Here is an 18099-nt window from a genome sequence, read left to right on the forward strand (position 1 = left end):
CGCTGATCTCCTCATCCGAAGACCAGCAGGTCCCTTCCGTAGCTTACAGCCCTGTCCGATTTTTCGGGAGCACCTCACTGTTCGAGGAACCGCAAGAGTTCGGGAACGTTCCACTGACCGTTGCCGAGATCGGCGAGGTGCCGTCCGAGGGTCGCGGCACGGTCCACCGCAAATTTGCGGACGAATCCGGGACTCGCGTATTCGACGGCGAGGTCCTCGGTCAGGATCAGCAGTCCCTCCCGAAGGGTCGCGACGATCTCCGTCGCGTCGATCTCTCGAAGAACTTCCGCGACGTCGACCACAAACGCTCCGATTTCCGCGGCGCGAGGATATCGGAACCGGACCGCAGACATTGTTCTTGCTACGGAACGGGGTCGAGGTCAAAGGCCGACCCGGGTATCCGCTCGCGGACGCCCCGATTCAGTCGCGCAGGATACAGGCGTCGCCGCGTCTTTCGAAGCCGCGATCGCAGGTCCAACGGGTGCCGAAGTGGTCCAGGTGTGCGTTCTCGGGCAGGACGATCGCCGCGCACGCGTCGGTCGTCTCGCTGTATCCGCGCTCACATGTCCACCCCTGTCCGTAGGAGCGGTCAGTGAGATATGCATTCTCGGGCACGCGGACCGCGACACATGCGCCGTCGACTTCACGGTAGCCACGGTCGCATTCCCAGCCTCTGCCATAGTCGGTGTTTGTGGGGTACCCGAACTCCGGCACGACGATTGCGACGCATGCACCGCCCTCCCTGCGGAAGCCGCGCGCACAGTCCCATCCACCGTCGTAGGTGTTACCTGTGAGGTACCCGTTTGCCGGGACCGCGATCGGCAGGCACTTTCCGTCCCCTCGGGCGAACCGGCGATCGCACTCCCATCGATCGCCGCGCTCTGTGAGGTATGCGTTGTCCGGTATGTCGACCGCGACACACTCATCGCTCCCAGTTGACGCTACGTGTCCGTGCTTGCACTCCCACCCTTCGCCGTATTCACGGTTCGTAGCGAACGCGTTTTCGGGCACTACGATCGCGGTACACGACTCCTCCGGGGGATCAGCCCGGAATCCGGTGGCGCAACGAGGGCCAACGCCACCCGCATGCGCGCCCGGCTTCTGCCGCCCGCCGTCCTGCGCCCAAGCGCCCGTAGCAAGGCCGAAACAGGTGAGAGCGACCGCAATTGCGATTGGCCAGGCGTAAGCCCAATTCACCTTGCGCAGGATTCTCATAGGAACAGTCCCCTTTTTGTGCGAGGCAGTCACGATCAAGCGCGGGATCGCGGGCGTAGAACCAGCGCCCTCGGCAATCACGACATCGCCGGGCCGCGACGAAGAGATCGCAAAGCCACCAGGCGCCGGTCGTATTCGTCCCACAGCATCAGGCGGACACACCTGAGGCTGTCCGTGAATGTGAGGCGGTTTACCTCACGAAGCTGCGGAAAGTCGCGCAGGACCTCAGGCAGCCGGTAGTGCGGAATGCGACTGGAAAGGTGATGCACGTGATGGATCCCGATGTTCGCCGTGACCCATCGCAGGACTGCAGGAAGGTCGTAATGCGAGCTGCCGTGCAGCGCGGCAGTCGGATGCTTCCAGCGATCGGACGCGTCCCAATGGGTCTCTTCGAACTGGTGCTGGACGTAGAACAGCCATACGCCGGCCGCGGAGGCCAGGAGGACGATCGGCAGGTGGATCATCAGGAACGGCACGATGCCGACGACCCATGCCATCGCGGCGACGGCAGCGACGATGGCGAGGTTCGTCGCCATCGTGCTCGTCCAGTGCATGCGCCCACCGCGCATGAAGCCGATCGGGAGCCGATGATGCAGCAGAAAGACGAAGAACGGTCCGACACCGAACAGGATGAGCGGGTGTCGGTAGAGGCGATAGCGGAGCCGTCCCCACCGGCTCCGCGCCAAGTATTCACGAACGGTCAGCGTCTCGACATCCCCGATGCCGCGGCGATCGAGATTGCCCGATCCGGCGTGATGGAGCGCGTGCGTGCGGCGCCAATGGTCGTACGGCGTCAGTGTCACCACGCCGAGCGCCCGGCCCAGCCAATCATTGAGGGATTGCCTGTTGAAGACAGACCCATGGCCGCAGTCGTGCTGAATCAGAAAGAGGCGCACGAGGAAACCGGCCGCCGGCAGGGCAAGCAGAAGTGTCAGGCCGTAGCCGACAGTGGATAGCGCCAGCCACATGGCCACCCAGAGGCCGGCGAAGGGAAGGATCGAGACCGCGACCTCGAACAGGCTTCGTCGGACGTCGGGTCTCGCATACGCCTTCAGCGCCTGGCCCAGCGCCCGCGGATCTTCGGAAGCCGATCTGTCGCTCGTAGGACGTGGCGACCCGCCGCGGGTCGCCGGTGCATCACCGCCCGTATGAGAGGTCTCTATCGATCCGCCAGCCGTGGAGATCCTATTTTTCAAGACGACCCCGCATCCGCCAGGATGGCGAGGGTGCGAGCGCGACGATGCATGACCTTCACAGCGGCCAAATTGAATCGCTTGTCGTCGACAGACATGACAAGGTCATCGGGGCGAGCGGACGAATAGTTCTCGAGAGCGAACTCGATAGCCTCAGCGGCAGTCGCAAATCTGTGGTAATGGAGACCGCCACGCTTCGAATTGGCGCGGCGGGAGACGAAAATGTCCGTGGGCAACCCAAAATCTTCTTCGGTCATGACGTCCGCCGGATCGGTCCGCCGATCGCCGCTCATGCTTTGCTCCCGCGCGATACCTTGCTCTTGGCAGTCAGCGTAGTGGCGTTCGGGGTGTTGGTCATGGCATCACGAAGATACTTCGGGCCCGCCGCCTTCTTGGCTTTCTTAGCCACGTTGTTACCGGACTTCGGGGTCGTATCTGTTCGCTTCTGGCCTTTGGCCATACGATTTCCTTTGTTCTGCTACGTCGGACGCAGCCTCTAAGGCGCGACCGAACAAGCAGCTACCGCGGACGACTGGGATGAATTCGAGAAAAGCGGCACGCCGTCGATATTTATTCGTGCGTCGTAATAATTAGGGCCTTCAAAACGAAACTCAATGCACCCTGCTTGTATGAGCAATTTTTATGGCATTCGGAGCGAAAATCGACAGGAATTCCGTGCAGTTTGGCTGCCGCCCATTCGAATGAAAACGTCTCTTGCGATCGCGTGGCGATCATCTTATATTAGAATTGCTAAGTTACCATAGTCGAAAACTGTCTCCATCCGGCTTCAGTCCCGATTTTTGCTCTGACAGCAGCCAGGCTGCCGCATGTCGCGGGCAGCACTTTCCGATGGAGGCCACGATGGCCAACGGCACCGTGAAGTGGTTCAATTCTCAAAAGGGCTTCGGCTTCATCCAGCCGGAGACGGGTTCGCGCGATATCTTCCTGCATGTCTCCGCAGTGGAGCGGGCCGGCCTCAGCAGCGTCGGCGAGGGTCAGAAGGTGACCTTCGAGGTCGAACGTGGTCGTGATGGACGCGAGTCGGCCGCGAACCTTCAACTCGCTGACTGACGCATCCGCGCACTGACGCCGCGAAAGGAGGGCCAACCGGCTCTCCTTTTTCGTTTTGGCGACGCGGACGCTGATCAATCACATGGCGCGCCAGACCTCGGAGTGGATCGTCGAGCCCATACCGAACGAGCTCGAGGCCGCCCGTGGTGGACGATCCTGGTCGGCGGAATCCCAGGAGTTGGCGCGACATTCACCATCGAGCTACGCGCCTGACAGCCGAGACCTTCGGCATGAAATGCAATGCTGCCACTCCCGCTGACCGCTGCATGACCGTTGCCGGCCGACCGGGGCATTGAAGGCGGACGTCCACCGACACCTCCGCGGGCGTCGCACCGGATCGTGCGACGCGCCCTGTTCGAGGGCGTCTCGCGCGCCGGGCGGCGAACGTGAATCAGCCACGCCGTCGCCGATGCGAACGGCGTGTACCCTCGCCGTCGCCACGCAGCCGCAACTCGCGGGACAGCCTAAACCCAATCTTGCAAATCAGTCTGATCCTTCCATATACCATCCATGTGGATGGTCTTGGTGGCCGGAGGGTGCGGTGGAGACCGAGAAGATCACCATCAATCTTGGCCCGGTCGACCTCGGCCGGATCGACCTCCTTGTCCAGGAAGGCTTCTACCAGAACCGCACCGATTTCATCCGCACCGCCATCCGCAACCAGATCACGGGGCACGCTGGTGAAGTCGAGCGGGCCATCGACCGCCACATGCTCGATCTCGGCCTTCGCGACGTTACGGCACAAGAGCTGGAGGCGGCGCGCGCGGCAGGGGAGCGGCTTCACATCAAGGTCGTCGGGCTGATGCGGATCGCAGCCGACGTTACGCCGGAACTCGCCGCCGCGACCATCGCTTCCATCACCGTGCTCGGGTCGCTCCAGGCAAGCCGGGAGGTGAAGGCGGCAATTGCCGACCGCATCGTCTGACGAGAACCTCGCATTGCAGGCCCATGGTCGGTGAAGGACACTCATGAACGAACACTTTGCCTCGGCCATGCGTCGGGCGACTGCCGCCGTGCGCGACGGACAGCCTCATCAGGCGACGTCCATTATCCGCTCCGCTCTTAATCTCGGCGACGGGACGGACGCTGTCACTCCCCATAAAGCTGCCAGGCCCATGGCATCTGACAGCGTCCCCGCGCGTGACCCCTCCGCCATGCCGGGGCTTGCAACGTTGCGCACCCCGAGCGGCGTGTCGCGGACGTCCGGCCGGCTGAGCCACCCGCTCGGCACGGTCGTCAAGACGCTCAATGCACGCCCGGTTCAGAACTCCGCCCCCATTGTCCCCGCTACGCCAGGGGCGCCGACCGATGCGAGGTTCATCTCGCGCACTTTCAAAGGTCGGGCGGGGAGCCGCGACTACCGCCTCTTTGTCCCGCAAACGAAGTCGGGCGCGCCGAACGGCCTCGTCGTTATGCTGCACGGCTGTAACCAGGATCCGGACGACTTCGCCGCGGGAACGGAAATGAACCGCCTCGCGGCGGCGCACGGGCTCCTCGTCGCATACCCGGGCCAAACTCGACGCGCCAACATGTCAGGGTGCTGGAACTGGTTCGACCCTGACCATCAGCGCCGCGACGATGGCGAGCCCGCCATCATTGCAGGTCTGACGATGGCGCTGCTGGACGAGTTCGCCATCCCCTCCGGCCGCGTCTTTGTTGCCGGACTGTCGGCCGGCGGTGCGATGGCGGCGGTGGTGGCGGCGACCTATCCGGAACCGTACGCTGCGGCCGGGATCCATTCCGGGCTCGGCTACGGCGCTGCCACCGATATGATGTCGGCATTCTCGGCAATGGCTGGTAGCGGCGGTCCACTGCGAGCTGCGCCGCTGACGGCCGCGCGGACGCGGCTCATCATCGTCCACGGCACCGCCGACAAGACCGTCGCCCCGAGCAACGCCGCCACCATCTTCGACGCGATGGCAGACGCTTCGCCTTGTCTCCAGCGACGCGTCGGACGCGTAGACAGTTCCTCAAGCGGGCGATCGGAGTTCGTTCACCAGCTCTTCGAGGGCGACATCATCGTCGCAGAGATGCGGATGGTCGAGGGGATGGGGCACGCCTGGGCAGGGGGATCAGAGGCCGGCTCCTACACCGACCCGACCGGGCCCGACAGCTCCGCCGCAATGGTCCGCTTCTTCCTTGCTCCGGACGCGCGAGCCTAGTCCTGTCCGGGCTCCGCGGGATCGGCCGGACGGCGCCCGGCAAGGTGCTCCGGCTCGCATGCATCGGCACGTTCCGCATACGGAGGAACGTCGACAAGTGTCGCAATCAGCCGCAACAGTGCGCGATGTTCGGGGCCGTCTGTCCCTTCCTTGAGGAAGCTTCGCAGATCAATGTGTGACAGCCGACCGCCAGACGGCGCGTTCGGCTGATGAATGACGAAGGCCTGCCCGTTACTCGGCTCGCGGCCCAGAAACCAAGCGTCCCCGTCGGGACTTCGGTATAACTCACGTCTTTCAGACACAGGGTGGTCCTTTCAAATCTTGGTGCTCGGATGAGCTGACGTTCGTCTCCTCAGATTCGCTGCCGGATAAGAACGAGCCAAGTCCCGCCATGCCTGGGACTGTGTGACAGATGACGTTGAGCGCGACGAGGAGCGGCATCGCGACGATCATTCCAACGACAGACCAGAGCCACGCGAAGAGCGCGACGGCGATGAAGACGATGACAGTGTTCAAGCTCAGCCGCTGCGAGACGAGATAGGGTGTGACGAGCTGGCCTTCGGCTGACGTCAAAGCGAGGTAGGTCGAGCCGACGAGGATCGGAACGAGGATGCCGTCCATCGTGACCAGCGCGACGAGCGTGGCGATGAGCACGCCGGCGACGGCGCCGAGGTAGGGAATGAAGTTGAAAGCGAACGCGCCGACGCCGAACAAGATCGCCCCCGGCATCCCTGCAGCTCTGCAAGAGTCCTCGGTGCATCCTCCACGGGCGTCGTAAGCGGAGAGCGCGCACCACAATTGAAACGAGAACGCCCGACCGCAGCGCGAGCTTGACGATGGTCGCGGACATCGCGTGCGGCAAGCCTAATCGCGCATCGCCCGGCAGACCGGCGTGAAGACGAAGAAACAGAAGGACCGCGAGCGTCAAAGGCATCAGGTAGGCGCGGAAACCCTCAGCGTTGCTGAGTACCGCGCCAGCGGCGCGTGGGCCGGTTCGCATACCGCGCCTACCGCCACCCTCTGGTGCTGTTCGCGCCCGGCCCGGCAGCGCAAATCATTCGCCGAAATCTGAGCTGGTGCTCCGGACTGCCACGATCGCTCATGGTCGAGCGCGACGCAGTTCTTCGCCACTCGGGATCGGAAGCGAACGACGGTCCGGCGGGCGCCAGGTCGCCGCTTGGCGTCCGAAAGGCAGCCGGCTTTGTATGCGGGGCGTGGGAGGTCCCCGCTCACCCGCTCATACCGGTGCCAGCGTCAGCGCCTCGGCCTCCGGCTGACGACGGAGGAGCTCTCTGAGGTCATCGTCGCTCCGAGCCTCGACCTCGTCCGTCCACACCCTGAACAGCTCGAGATCGTAGGCCCCGAATGTGGTCATCATGGCGCCGTCCGCCGCATCCCTGCCGCGAACCATCAGAATACGTCCGATGCGGGGCGTGTTGTGGCGCGCGTCGAAGGTGTACCAGCGATCGCCCAGATAGACCTCGGTCCAGGCGCTGAAGTCGCCCGGCCCCGACGGCGGAACGCCGATGTCGCCCAGGTAGCCGCTCGCGTATCGCGCCGGGATGCTCATGGCGCGGCAGAGCGCGATCATGAGATGCGCGAAATCCCGGCAGACGCCGGTGCGCTCCTTGAACGCGTCCGCCGCCGTCTTGGTCGCGCGGCCGAAGCCGTAGCCGAACGTCAGATGATTGTGCACGAAGTTGGAGATTGCCTGCACGCGTTCCCAGCCCATCGGCGTGTTGCCGAACAGGCGCCAGGCCTCATCGCGCAGGACGTCCGACTCGCAGTAGCGGCTCGCCATCAGGTACGGCAGCGTTTCGGGCGGCAGATCCGCCACCTCGACCTGCTGCGCGTTCCAGTTAAACGGGTCGGGCTCGCCCTCGATCTCCACCACGCAGTCCGCATTCAGCGTGAGCGGACCGGTGGGGGCCCTCAGCCGGACCAGCCTGTTGCCGAACGGATCGATGATTTCGCCCATCGGAAGATCCGGCTCAACGACCAGACGGTCGGAGCCGATGATGCGGCCGTTAAAGGTCGAGTGCGGTGACAGGCCGAGAATGAGCGTCGTGGGCGTCTTGCATTTCAATGCGATCTCGAATCCGAAGCGAATTAACATTGCCACCTTTCCACACGCTCCCACAGAACTTGCACAGAACTAGTAAATTCTGCAATCTGAGCATTGTAAATTTCACTAACACTACAGATATAGTGACAATAACTGGATATTAAAGGGCGATTGATATGGAAAAACGTTCGTGAGTGTGCTGATGATCTCTCACAGGACGGTGTATGCTTACGATCGCCCCGTGGAATTTGGACCGCACGACCTGATGCTCAGACCCCGTGACGGTCACGACATGCGAATTTTGGGATCGAGTCTGGCCGTCTCCCCGCCGGCGGACGTCGGTTGGGCCTACGACACGTTTGGTAACTCCGTGGCGCGGCTGACGTTCCACGAGCCGGCAACGGAACTTGTGATCGCCAGCGAATTGCGGCTGCGGCGATACGCCCTCGACGATCCGCTGCCGCGGATCGGCCGCCGGGCGGGCGCATACCCTCCGCGCTACGAGCCGGACGAGGCGTTCGACCTCGCCTCCCTCATCGCGATTGACCGGCCAAGCGAGACCGAGGCGGTCAGGGCTTGGGTGGATGCGGTCCTGCCGGAACTGCCGGAGGGAAGCGCCGAGGTGCTGGAGGCTCTGTCGAGCGCGGTCTACCGCAGCTTCGTCTATCGCCGGCGGGAGGCAATGGGGGTGCAGTCCCCGGCCGAGACCCTCGCCGCGGGAAGCGGCTCCTGCCGAGACTTCGCCTTCCTGTTCATGGAGGCAGCGCGATCGCTCGGCTACGCGGCGCGTTTCGTTACCGGATACCTCCACGACCCCGCTGGTGACGCGTCGGACGCCCAGACTATGACCGGCGGCGGCGCAACGCACGCCTGGGCTGACGTCTTCTTGCCGGGGGCCGGGTGGGTCGAGTTCGACCCGACCAACCAGATCGTCGCAAGCCGAAGCCTCGTGCGTGTGGCGACGACGCGCAAGCCTGCGCAAGCGGTTCCCGTCAGCGGCACCTTCCGCACCCTCGACGGCGCAACGCAAACGTCGATGGAGGTGGAGGTCGCGGTGCTGCGCACCGGCTGACGGTCCTGCTCGTCCCGCGCGCCGGAAACCCGGTCCCGGGCGCGGGGATCAGGGAGGCGTCGAGCGGGCGCCGACGACCCGGTCGACGACGAAGCGGGCGGTCGCCCCGTGAAGGAGCGTGGACGCGAAGATGGTGAACGCCACCAGCGCCCAAATCTGGCCCGCGTTGACAAACTCCATCCGCCCCGACGCATAGCCGAGATAGTAGACCGACCCGATACCCCGCACGCCATAGAAGGCGACGACGGCGCGCTCCCGCCCGCCAAGCGGCGACCGCCACAGCGCGACCCAGCCCGCGAGCGGGCGGATGATGAGAAGTAGCGCGAGGCCGATCAGGCAGCCTTGCCAGTCGAGCGCGGGCCACAGGGCGGGCAGTGCACCGCCGAGGAAGATCAGGAGGAGGCCCGTCAACGCCTCCTCCAGAGCCTCAGAGAAGGCGTGAAGCCGGCGATGGAAGGCGTTGTCGCGCTCGACGTTCCGACACACCAACCCGGCGACGAACGCCGCGATGAACCCGTATCCCTCGACGATCTCGACGAGACCGTATGTGAGGAGAACGCCGGCTAGTGCGACGATGCCCGACACACCTTCGAGGGTGCGCCGACGTCTGCCGAAAAGGAGCCGGCCGATGCCCCACCCCATCGCCGCCCCGCCGAGCGCGCCCACGGCGCCCCGGTAGACAACATCCCGCCAGAGCCAATCGGTCAGCCAGACCCCCGGATCGAGCCCCAGTGCCGCGACCAGAAGGCCGAGATGGACAAACGGGAAGGCCAGCCCGTCGTTCAGGCCGGCCTCCGTCGTGAGCGCGAACCGGACCGGATGCTCTCCCCCTTCGAGTGGCGGTCCCACCTGGACGTCGCCGGCGAGGACGGGATCGGTCGGCGCCAGCGCTGCGCCGAGTAGGATCGCGCCCGCCACCGTCATCCCCGCGAGCGACCAACCGAGGAAGGTGACGGCGGCGATGGTCAGCGGCATCGCAATCGCAAGGAGACGAACGGTTGGGGACCAGAGCCTCACGCCGCGGATCCTGTCGATGCGCAGCCCCGTCGAGAACAAGACGACGATCACGACGATCTCACTGACCACCTCCCAGGCAAGCGGCGCGCTCACGGGATTTAGCGCCCCGGGCATGCCCGGAACGAAGGCGAAGGCGAGCAGCCCGAGAACCATGAGGAGCCACGACGAGGACGGGGGGCGCGCGAATACGAGACGCGGGAATGCGTAGGCAGCGAGGAGCGCGAGCCCGGTGGCCGCGAGCAACACGTGATGGGGCTCGGATCCATACATTTCGCCGAAAAATTCTCCTCTATCGGAACGGACAGCGCATTAGGCTAGAGATCACTGGCGCGCATGCCGCCGGGGGAAGATCACGGTCGGAACAGATCCCATGGGGCTTCCGTCCCGACTTGCCCGGGGATGACAGTGGTCCGAGAAGGCCGGAGCGAACTGCCCCGGCCCTCGCGGACGGTCGCTCCTCCGCGGCTTAACCGCGCCGGTGCCGCGCCGGTGCCAGTCGATCGGCGAGGACCGGATGCACGACGCCCGACCGGCCGCCGAGCCAGCCCGCGATGGCGCCCAGGACCAGTCCGGCGAAGGCGAGGAGCGCCCCCGTCGAGACGACGTCCGCCGTCGCATCGGCCGCCCGTGCCGCCGCCTCCGCCGTGCGGTCCACGGTGCGCTGGTATGCGGCCTCGATCTCGTCGACCTGCCGCGAGGCCTCGGCGACCGGGATGCCGCGGGCGTTCGCCAGCGCCTCGGCGGCCTCGGCACGGGTCGCTTCGGTATTCCCCGCGCCGGAGACGAGGGCGCGGAGCGCATTCACTGCGGATTGCTCGAGCGCCTCGGGATCGCCGCCCGTCGCCCTGACCTGACGCTCGATGGTCGCCATGGGGTCGATGGCCGAGACTGCGGGCTGAGCGGTCTCCACCACCGTCTGCCCGACCCCGCCGGCGAAGGTGGCGATCCCGCTGAACGCGCCGCCGACGATGCTACCCACCGAGCTCGTCAGAAGATAGAGGACGACGAGCGTGCTGAATGCCCAGGCGGTCAGTCCGTGAAGCGCGCCCGTGGTCGCCGTGGTGCGGCCCGAGAGACGTGCGGCGATGTACCCGCCGACGAACGTCGCGATGATCGCCGAGACGACGACCCAGATGCCGCCGGAGATGGAGAACGTGGACGGGCCAGGCGCGGCGGCGGCCCCGATCGTCGCGAACCCGATCCCGGCACCCAGCATGGACAGGAGAATCTGGACCACGAGGGCGACGACGACGCCCGCGAAGATTGCGCCCCACGAAACGCTGTGGATCATGATGGTGTGGGCGTCCTCTGAAACGGTTCCGTGCGTGGGCGGATCCCTTCCGGTGGTTGCCCCTGTCGTGGCGGCCACGTCGGTCATGTGCTGTCCTTTCAACGAGTGAGAGAATCCGCGGCCTGCGGATGCGGCTTGAAAGCTGTCGGAGGCGTCTTCGGATACCGGTCGTCCAGCCGAGTGCGGTGCGGAGAGTTCGCGCGAGCCACCCGGGGGGCCGGATTTACCGGTCGATTAACATCTGAGCAGCAGACTGGAATGGGGTGCGGAGGAGAAAGGTTCCCGATGGAGCCCGGCGTGGTGGCCGGCCATGCCGCCCCCTGTCTCTCTTAGACGCCCGACTCAGCTCGGCCAGACGGTTCTTCGAGCGACGCCCCACCTTTTTGCGGGCAGCCCATTGTGTTGCGCTTGCGAAGTCATACGTTTGTGTTGGAATGGTCGAACGGTTGAGCCCGGGGACATCCTTCTTTCCCTGCCTTTGCTGCATCTCCGCCGGAGCGTGCTCGCTGCACGTGTGGCCGAGGCACGGACGGCACGGCTTGCCTTCGTAGGCGATGCCAACCTCATCCAATTCTCACACGGTCGAGCGCGCGGAGAGCGCCGGCAAGGAGCTTCCATGCGTCCAGTCCGGGATGACGCCGAACCCCACATGTTCGAGGTCGGTCAGATCGTCCGCTTCAGAAACCGACTCGACCGTCCGCCCGGCTCCGCGGAAGTATTCAGGATCACGCGCGTGCTGCCCCCCGTTGGCGACGCGCTTCAGTACCGCATCCGGAACGAGTCAGAACCATACGAGCGGGTCGTGACCGAGGACCGGCTCGATCGCGTCGACACGGCCGCCGACCGCAAGTCGGGCTCGCTTGAGGAAAAGGTCTTCGGCCTCGGCTGATGAGAGAAGTCGGCCGATCCTCACGCTTGTGTTGTGCCGGGAGGGTTTAACGATCAATGACCGTCCAGCCCTCGATCCAGGCCGTCCACGCTCTCCTCGCAACACCGAGGAGCAGTCGGTGCGCCGATGTGCAAACCCGTCGTTCCGCCGCCGCCGCGGTCCAGGGCTGGACGCTCCTGAGCCCCGGTGGCAACGTTCGGCGCAACCCGATCACGCGGCCCGTTTCACCTCTCGGTCCCGAGGGAGCGGATACCGAACGAGCTGATCGCTCGAGGATCGTCGTGCCGCCAAGCCTCGTCCCGCCCATGCTTGCGCTTACGGGCGTCCTGTTCTCCCTGGCGCTCGCCTGCGCGATGCCGTTCGCAGGCCTCGCCGCGATGGCGGCGGTGATCATCGGCCTCCGCAGGGCGGTTGCGGCCAGCCTACTCGCCTGGGCGATGAATCAGGTCCTCGGCTACGGCGTGCAAGGCTACCCGGTCACCGCCGACAGCATCGGTTGGGGCATCGCCCTCGGCGTCTCGGCCGCGGCGGCGACGGTTGCTGCGCACTTCGCCACGCGCTCGACGCGAGGGGCCTTGCTGCTGCCCGCGGCGCTGATCGGGGCGTTCGCTGCACAGCAGAGCACCGTGTTCGCCGCCCGCCTCGTGCTGCCGTCGCATCCGGACGCCTTCTAGGCTGACGTCGTCGCTTCGCTCTTCGGCATCAACGCTCTGGCTTTCGCGGTCCTGTTCGCCCTCTCTCTCGCGATCCCGGACCTGCGCCGCGCGTGGCTCGTTGCCGCGCGATGAGCCGGCGCTTCCCGCCCGAGCGCATCGTCTGCCTGACCGAAGAAGCCGTCGAGACCCTTTATCTGCTCGGCGAGGAGGACCGCATCGTCGGCGTATCCGGCTACGCCGTCCGCCCCCCACGGGTGCGGCGCGAGAAGCCACGCGTCTCCGCCTTCACCTCGGCCGACACGGCGAAGATCATCGCGCTCCAACCCGATCTGGTGTTGGCCTTCTGTGACCTTCAGGCCGACATCGCGGCCTCGCTGATCCGCGAAGGCATCGCCCGTACACGCCTTCAATCAGCGCGACGTCGCGGGCATCCTCGCGATGATCAAGATGCTGGGAGCGCTGGTCGGCGTCGGCGAGGATGCCGCCGCACTGGCGTCGGTGTTGTGCGAACGGCTGGCGATGGTCGCCGCGGCGGCAGAGGAGCCGCGCCCCAGGGTCTATTTCGAGGAGTGGGACGAGCCGATGATCGCCGGCATTGGCTGGGTCTCGGAGTTGATCGAGATCGCAGGCGGCAGCGACGTCTTCGCCGACCGCCGCGGTGCGCAGTCCGCGAAGGACCGCATCGCCACGAGCGACGAGGTCGTCGCGACCGCGCCAGACCTCATCCTCGCATCCTGGTGCGGCAAGAAGGTCCGGCCGGGGCGGATCGCGGCACGGACCGGCTGGGAGGCGATCCCGGCCGTGGCGAACGGCTTTATATGCGAGATCACGTCGCCGCTGATCCTCCAACCCGGACCCGCTGCCCTGATGGACGGCCTCGACGCGATCGTCGCCGCCATCGGCGACTGGCGCCGACAGGCCGTGACCTGCCAGAAGGATCGGGCTGTCTCGGCAGCCCGATGATCGCCGCCGGTCGCCTCATCATGATGATCGCCGTGCACAAGCGTCGCCCTGCGCACGCATAGCTGCGTAGTCCTCCAGCAAGACTACAATCGCCGTCTCCTCCGGAAGCCGCTCGGTCTCATCCGCCGCCCGGTTCAGGAACTCTTGCCGATACTCCGGCACCGGCACGCACGCGACACCGTGCTCAGAACTCGCCGTCGCGCATGCGCCGAGCGAGATCATCACGCCCGCGAGGACGATCGCGCGACGCATCCAACATCCGCTGCCGTGCATCGGACACCTCCCGTTCCTGTTCGAGTTGTTCCTGGAGACGCCCGCTGCGCTCGCCCGAGCGACGCAGCGCGGCGAGCGCCGCGAGGGAAGCGCCGACAGCGGCGACGTACATGCCGAGCCTCCGCACCCTCGGCAGTGCGAGAAGCCATGCCATCACATGACCTCCTCGCCGAGCTGCCGACCGGCCTTCACCCGCCGCCAGAGCGCGTACCCGCCACCGGCGACGATCAGCACCCCGATGGCAATGCCAAAGATGGTGCCCGCCTGCAGGTGCCGATCGGCGCGTTCGAGTTCGGTCACGAGCGCCGGTAGGCTCTCAGCAACGATCGCCCCGCCGCTGGCGACGGCGATGGTGGTGCCTTGCACAACTCCGGACTTCGCCAGCGGCTCGATGTCGGGCGGCAGCGCGACGTCACTCGGCCAGCAAAAGCCGAGCAGCTGGCTCGCCGAGTATGGCCGGATGCTGACCGCGTCGCCCTGGTTGCCGCCGAGGACGAGGATGTCGCCGTTTTTCGCACGGCCGGCGTAGAAGCCGACGTGGCCCTGCCAGCCATCGCGCTTGCCGCGCCAGAACACGACGACGCATCCGATGGTCGGCTTGTCCAGCTTGCGACCCCAGCTCAGCCAAGACCGACCGGCTGCCGCGCGGGCAACATCGTAGCGGACGCCGGCCTCGCGCAGGCACCAGGCGACGAACGAGCCGCACCACGCGGTCTCGTCGTCGGTGGCGCGCAGGCCGGTCGCCTGCTGGTAGCTGACGATCCGCGGATTGTGCCTCGCGCCGCGGATCTCCTGCTGGCCCAGCTCGGCGGTGGCGAGCTGATACCATTTGGGCGTCATAGGGACCTCCAAAACAAAAGAGCCCACACAGGGCGGGCTTAGTGGACGATGACGAGGTGGAGAGTGGTCAGCCGCCGTCGCCGAACAGCTTCAGCTTGATCGCGGCGCCGAGGACCATGAGGAGCAGGATCGCGGTGACGATCACATGCACCGCGGTCTGAAGGGCCGTGTTGCGGACCACCTTGATCGCATCGAGGAGCGAGCGGAGATCGCGAACGTCCGCCGCGGCGGTCTCACCTTCGAGGCCGACGTCGATGAGCGCGCGCTTCGCGCCCTTCTCGGCGGCGGTTTCGAGAAGCTACTCGAACTCAGGCTTCGGCAGTGTGATGTGGTCGGGTGTGCGTGTCGTCGGCATGGTCGTGAGCCTGCCCTCTCATCCTATCTTGGTGCCCCAGAAGCTGGTGTGGTCGGCGGCGACGTATCCGTCGGCGCCGCGGAAATAGCCCTGCAGCTCGACGGTATCGCCGGCGGCCAGCGGCACCATCGTCTGCAGCCAGATCGCGGTGGCGTTCGAGACGTGCGTCCCAGAGATCTCGCCGAGCGAGCCGCGGATTTCGGTCGCGCCGTTGAGGACGAGCCGCCCGCGCATCCGCGAGGAGAGGCTGCCGTTGACCTTGTAGAGCAACGAGGCGCCAAGGAGGTAAGTCCCGTCCGCGGGCGCGGTGAAGACGTTGGCGCCGGCATCGAAGACGTTTTGGTCGTTCGCCTCGGTGGCGTTGATGGCGATCTTCGTCCACGTCGTGAGCGGGACGTAGTTGTCGTAGTTCGTGTACGCCTTGAACCGCGGCCGGCTTGGCTCGCTGACGATCCCGGAGGCCCGGTCGACGGTCAGCGCCTCATGCCAGCTGCTCCCGTCGGCTCTCACCTTGAGCGTCAGATCGTCGGAGCCCACGAGACCGAGCTCAGCTCGGCCGGAGAAGCCGGATTGCAGGAGAAGCGCGAGGGTGTCTGCCGCGCTCTCCTTGTTGAGCGTGATGCGCAGCGCACCGTCGCCACCCTCGGCGTCCGTCAGGGCGGTCCAGAGCGCCGCGTTCAGCTTCGCCGAGAACGGGTTTGCGGCGTCCGCGGTGGTGCCAACACCCAGCCGCGTGAGCGCCTGCAGTTCGGCCGGTGTCGTGGTGACCCAGCTGGACCCGTCGAAGACGAGCAGCACCCCTTCGTCCTCGACCCACGCACGCCACCCCGCACGTGGTACGAGGCGCATCCATGCCCCGTCGACGTAGTACGCCACGTTGGCGTCCCAACCGCTCCAGGCGCCGCTACTCCCGCTTGCAACGATGTAGCGGTCACCATCACTCGGGCTGCCAGGAGGATCGGCAAGATCCCGATCGAGAATCGAGAGCTGGACGAGCCCGTCGAGCAGACGCAGAGCCTCGTTGTGGGTGACGTGTTTCTGCGCCTGCGCCGCCAGGAGGTAGGGCAGCAGGAGATGGGTCGAGGTGTCGGACATGAGCCTTCAGAAGAACAGCGTTATGGATGTCGGGGCACCGCGGCCGACGATGGCCGACAGCAGGAAAATGCGGACATCGAGGCTGTCGCCGGGACCGAGCAGAGCGCCCCAGTCGGCGGTCTGCTGTGCAGCCGAGTAGACGACGCTGGTCGAGGCCGTCGTCAGCGTCCGTTTCACCGCGGCACCGTCGCGGATCTCGATCTCATATCGCTCGGTCTCCTCGGCGAGCGGAACGTCGACACCGGTCCAGCTGTCAGCGGCGAGTGCGCGCGAGCGGCGCGTCCATCGGATCGTCAGGTCGCCCGGCGTCCGCGCCGTCCGCCAAGGCTGCTCGACTTGGCATACCGAGAACGGCCGGAGCCCGAGGCCGGACGGCGTGAAGGGTCTCGCGACAAAGGTCTCGTCGCTCGGCGTACGGCTTGCCGGACCGATGCGCCAGTTCCACGGCAGGCCGATGTCGGCCTCGCCGAGCGGAAGCGCGGCGAGATTGGCGTCGAGCACTATGACGCGTGATCCGGCCAGTGCAGGAGAGCCCACAGAGGTCTCTGTCCCACGCTGGCCGCGCAGCAGCCGCGTCAACCGGTAGCGCCCGGGCGCTATAAGCTCAGCGTCCGCCGCTTGGATGATCTCCCAGACACCCGGCGACGCCTCGACGCCGAGCGCGTTGGCACCGCCGAACAGCGCGATGTCCGTCACGCCCTCTATCGAGCCAGAGCGCAGATCGACCACGAGCACGTTGCCGCGGTCGAATCGCGACGTCGGACCCGGATAGAGATCGTCGACAAGTACGCCCATGCGCGCCCGACGCCCGAACGTCGTGACGAGCTCGAACCCGTCCGAGGCGGGACTGCGCCAGACTGCCATCCGGCCTGGCCAGGGCTTCGCGTGCGCGGCAATCAGCGGGCGACCATCGCCTGCAGACTGTTCAACGCGACGACGCTATCGGCCGTATCGGTAAGGGCGTTCAGATTCTCGGCGACGGTCTCGCCGTCTCCGCCCGTGCGGATCGGCTGGGTCGCGTAGGTGAACTCGCCCGACGCCGGGATGAGCGTGACCGCCTCGACGCAGCCCTCGGCTGTATCGGGATCGGCGATGGGCCGGAACACCTCGAATGAAAGCTGCGGCAGACGGTTGCCATAGCGGTCCAGCGCCAGTTCCTCGAACACGACGTAGGCGGTGCCGCGGTAGGCCGGGGTCGGCTCGGCGCCCATCGTGGTCGCGATGAACGGATCTGCCTCCTGCGTCTCGTCGCCCGGGTACCAGCGCCAGGTGACACCAGCGAGGTCCATCAGCTTGCCTTCGGCCCAAATCCGGCCGATGCCGGTGATCGGTCCCTCGCACAGCGCCACGGCGAACGAGACGTAGTAAAGATACTCGGTCGTCTTGACCTTGGGCTCTCCACCCTTGCCGCCGCCCTGGGTGGACGTCTGGACCTCCTCGCGGAAGTCGGTCGCCCAGATGATATTGGGGTCGTTTGCGGGAGGGGGCGGTCTGCCACGCTAAGGATCGTGAGCGGGCCATCGATATTCGCCGGTGAGGTGTACGTGCTCCCAACCGAGGGGAGAGACGTGCGGCAGGAGTTTGGGGTCAGGCGGCTGTCCGGCGGCTGTGCGGTTGGCGACGATTTGGCCGAGTTGGCGGGTGTTCCAGTGAATGATGGCGGCGGTGACGAGGTTGAGGCCGGCCATGCGGTGGTGCTGGCCTTCGGCGGACCGGTCACGGATTTCGCCGCGTCGTCCGAAGGCAATGGCGCGCTTGAGGGCGTGATGAGCCTCGCCCTTGTTGATGCCGAGCTGTGCGCGGCGCTGGAGGTCGGCGTCGGCGATCCATCGCAGGAGGAACAGGGAGCGTTCGATGCGTCCCACTGAGGTGCTCCCGAAAAATCGGACAGGGCTGTAAGCTACGGAAGGGACCTGCTGGTCTTCGGATGAGGAGATCAGCG

Annotated in this window: 22 protein-coding genes and 2 pseudogenes; 8 read left to right on the forward strand and 16 right to left on the reverse strand. The window is 66.0% G+C overall.

Features of this window, described 5'->3' with window-relative positions; translation table 11 throughout:
* Positions 1-74: 74 nt before the first annotated feature.
* The 5 genes from DLJ53_RS33860 to DLJ53_RS35415 form a co-directional block, all read right to left on the reverse strand.
* Positions 75-302 carry a hypothetical protein gene (locus tag DLJ53_RS33860; RefSeq protein ID WP_111352727.1) on the reverse strand — a complete coding sequence of 76 codons (228 nt, stop codon included), beginning with the start codon at positions 300-302 and terminating at the stop codon, positions 75-77.
* A 118-nt stretch (positions 303-420) separates the two neighbouring features.
* Positions 421-1011: a hypothetical protein gene (locus DLJ53_RS35000; protein ID WP_146620190.1), complete on the reverse strand. Its 591-nt coding sequence runs from the start codon at positions 1009-1011 to the stop codon at positions 421-423.
* Between the two features lie 281 nt (positions 1012-1292).
* A complete protein-coding gene (locus tag DLJ53_RS33865) occupies positions 1293-2282 on the reverse strand; it encodes a fatty acid desaturase (protein ID WP_244935234.1) in 990 nt (329 codons plus the stop codon).
* 125 nt (positions 2283-2407) lie between these two features.
* Complete coding sequence (locus DLJ53_RS33870) at positions 2408-2701, reverse strand: hypothetical protein (RefSeq protein WP_111352729.1); 294 nt, start codon at positions 2699-2701, stop codon at positions 2408-2410.
* Positions 2698-2868 (reverse strand): hypothetical protein, encoded by a 171-nt coding sequence (locus DLJ53_RS35415; protein WP_162409827.1) that lies wholly within the window; start codon positions 2866-2868, stop codon positions 2698-2700. The genes DLJ53_RS33870 and DLJ53_RS35415 overlap by 4 nt, the downstream gene beginning before the upstream one ends.
* Positions 2869-3269: 401 nt before the next feature.
* Here DLJ53_RS35415 and DLJ53_RS33875 point away from each other — a divergent pair, with 401 nt between their 5' ends.
* From DLJ53_RS33875 to DLJ53_RS33885, 3 genes are all read left to right on the forward strand, one after another.
* Complete coding sequence (locus tag DLJ53_RS33875) at positions 3270-3479, forward strand: cold-shock protein (protein WP_111352730.1); 210 nt, start codon at positions 3270-3272, stop codon at positions 3477-3479.
* A 541-nt stretch (positions 3480-4020) separates the two neighbouring features.
* Entirely contained in the window at positions 4021-4404 is a 384-nt protein-coding gene (locus DLJ53_RS33880) for a CopG family transcriptional regulator (RefSeq protein WP_111352731.1), read from the forward strand.
* Positions 4405-4447: 43 nt separating this feature from the next.
* Positions 4448-5641: an extracellular catalytic domain type 1 short-chain-length polyhydroxyalkanoate depolymerase gene (locus DLJ53_RS33885; protein ID WP_111352732.1), complete on the forward strand. Its 1194-nt coding sequence runs from the start codon at positions 4448-4450 to the stop codon at positions 5639-5641.
* Between the two features lie 294 nt (positions 5642-5935).
* Here the strand turns inward: DLJ53_RS33885 and DLJ53_RS33895 are convergent, their stop codons facing one another.
* Positions 5936-6370, reverse strand: a complete 435-nt coding sequence (locus tag DLJ53_RS33895; protein ID WP_111352733.1) for an AI-2E family transporter — start codon at positions 6368-6370, stop codon at positions 5936-5938.
* Positions 6371-6533: 163 nt separating this feature from the next.
* Here DLJ53_RS33895 and DLJ53_RS35005 point away from each other — a divergent pair, with 163 nt between their 5' ends.
* Complete coding sequence (locus tag DLJ53_RS35005; RefSeq protein WP_146620191.1) at positions 6534-6713, forward strand: hypothetical protein; 180 nt, start codon at positions 6534-6536, stop codon at positions 6711-6713.
* A gap of 165 nt (positions 6714-6878) precedes the next feature.
* Here the strand turns inward: DLJ53_RS35005 and DLJ53_RS33900 are convergent, their stop codons facing one another.
* Positions 6879-7757 carry a transglutaminase-like domain-containing protein gene (locus DLJ53_RS33900; protein WP_111352734.1) on the reverse strand — a complete coding sequence of 293 codons (879 nt, stop codon included), beginning with the start codon at positions 7755-7757 and terminating at the stop codon, positions 6879-6881.
* 151 nt (positions 7758-7908) lie between these two features.
* Here DLJ53_RS33900 and DLJ53_RS33905 point away from each other — a divergent pair, with 151 nt between their 5' ends.
* A complete protein-coding gene (locus DLJ53_RS33905) occupies positions 7909-8778 on the forward strand; it encodes a transglutaminase family protein (RefSeq protein WP_202913515.1) in 870 nt (289 codons plus the stop codon).
* 48 nt (positions 8779-8826) lie between these two features.
* Here the strand turns inward: DLJ53_RS33905 and DLJ53_RS33910 are convergent, their stop codons facing one another.
* The gene (locus DLJ53_RS33910; RefSeq protein ID WP_211100733.1) at positions 8827-10041 is read right to left on the reverse strand and encodes a cation:proton antiporter; all 1215 of its coding nucleotides are present in this window, start codon (positions 10039-10041) and stop codon (positions 8827-8829) included.
* A 220-nt stretch (positions 10042-10261) separates the two neighbouring features.
* Complete coding sequence (locus DLJ53_RS33915; RefSeq protein WP_111352737.1) at positions 10262-11173, reverse strand: PhnA-like protein; 912 nt, start codon at positions 11171-11173, stop codon at positions 10262-10264.
* A gap of 562 nt (positions 11174-11735) precedes the next feature.
* Between DLJ53_RS33915 and DLJ53_RS33920 the strand changes: the two genes are divergently transcribed.
* The 3 genes and pseudogenes from DLJ53_RS33920 (at position 11736) to DLJ53_RS33930 (ending at position 13594) form a co-directional block, all read left to right on the forward strand.
* Positions 11736-11975, forward strand: a complete 240-nt coding sequence (locus tag DLJ53_RS33920) for a hypothetical protein (protein WP_111352738.1) — start codon at positions 11736-11738, stop codon at positions 11973-11975.
* Between the two features lie 305 nt (positions 11976-12280).
* Positions 12281-12649 carry a hypothetical protein gene (locus DLJ53_RS33925; RefSeq protein ID WP_111352739.1) on the forward strand — a complete coding sequence of 123 codons (369 nt, stop codon included), beginning with the start codon at positions 12281-12283 and terminating at the stop codon, positions 12647-12649.
* 110 nt (positions 12650-12759) lie between these two features.
* Positions 12760-13594, forward strand: a pseudogene (locus tag DLJ53_RS33930) (cobalamin-binding protein).
* A 184-nt stretch (positions 13595-13778) separates the two neighbouring features.
* Here DLJ53_RS33930 and DLJ53_RS33935 read toward each other — a convergent pair.
* From DLJ53_RS33935 to DLJ53_RS33965, 7 genes and pseudogenes are all read right to left on the reverse strand, one after another.
* On the reverse strand, positions 13779-14021 hold the full coding sequence (locus tag DLJ53_RS33935; RefSeq protein WP_111352740.1) for a hypothetical protein: 243 nt from the start codon (positions 14019-14021) through the stop codon (positions 13779-13781).
* The gene (locus tag DLJ53_RS33940; RefSeq protein WP_111352741.1) at positions 14021-14707 is read right to left on the reverse strand and encodes a TIGR02594 family protein; all 687 of its coding nucleotides are present in this window, start codon (positions 14705-14707) and stop codon (positions 14021-14023) included. The genes DLJ53_RS33935 and DLJ53_RS33940 overlap by 1 nt, the downstream gene beginning before the upstream one ends.
* 67 nt (positions 14708-14774) lie before the next feature.
* A pseudogene (locus DLJ53_RS33945) lies at positions 14775-14993 on the reverse strand (DUF6127 family protein); the annotation flags it as partial.
* Between the two features lie 87 nt (positions 14994-15080).
* Entirely contained in the window at positions 15081-16157 is a 1077-nt protein-coding gene (locus DLJ53_RS33950; protein ID WP_111352742.1) for a DUF2793 domain-containing protein, read from the reverse strand.
* Positions 16158-16163: 6 nt separating this feature from the next.
* Complete coding sequence (locus DLJ53_RS33955) at positions 16164-17021, reverse strand: GTA baseplate fiber-binding domain-containing protein (RefSeq protein WP_211100734.1); 858 nt, start codon at positions 17019-17021, stop codon at positions 16164-16166.
* Between the two features lie 32 nt (positions 17022-17053).
* On the reverse strand, positions 17054-17446 hold the full coding sequence (locus DLJ53_RS33960; RefSeq protein ID WP_211100735.1) for a hypothetical protein: 393 nt from the start codon (positions 17444-17446) through the stop codon (positions 17054-17056).
* Positions 17447-17656: 210 nt separating this feature from the next.
* On the reverse strand, positions 17657-18099 hold a 443-nt coding region (locus DLJ53_RS33965; protein WP_244935233.1), incomplete at its 5' end, for a Tn3 family transposase.

Source organism: Acuticoccus sediminis (genome assembly GCF_003258595.1).
In the GTDB taxonomy this organism is placed as follows: Bacteria; Pseudomonadota; Alphaproteobacteria; order Rhizobiales; family Amorphaceae; genus Acuticoccus; species Acuticoccus sediminis.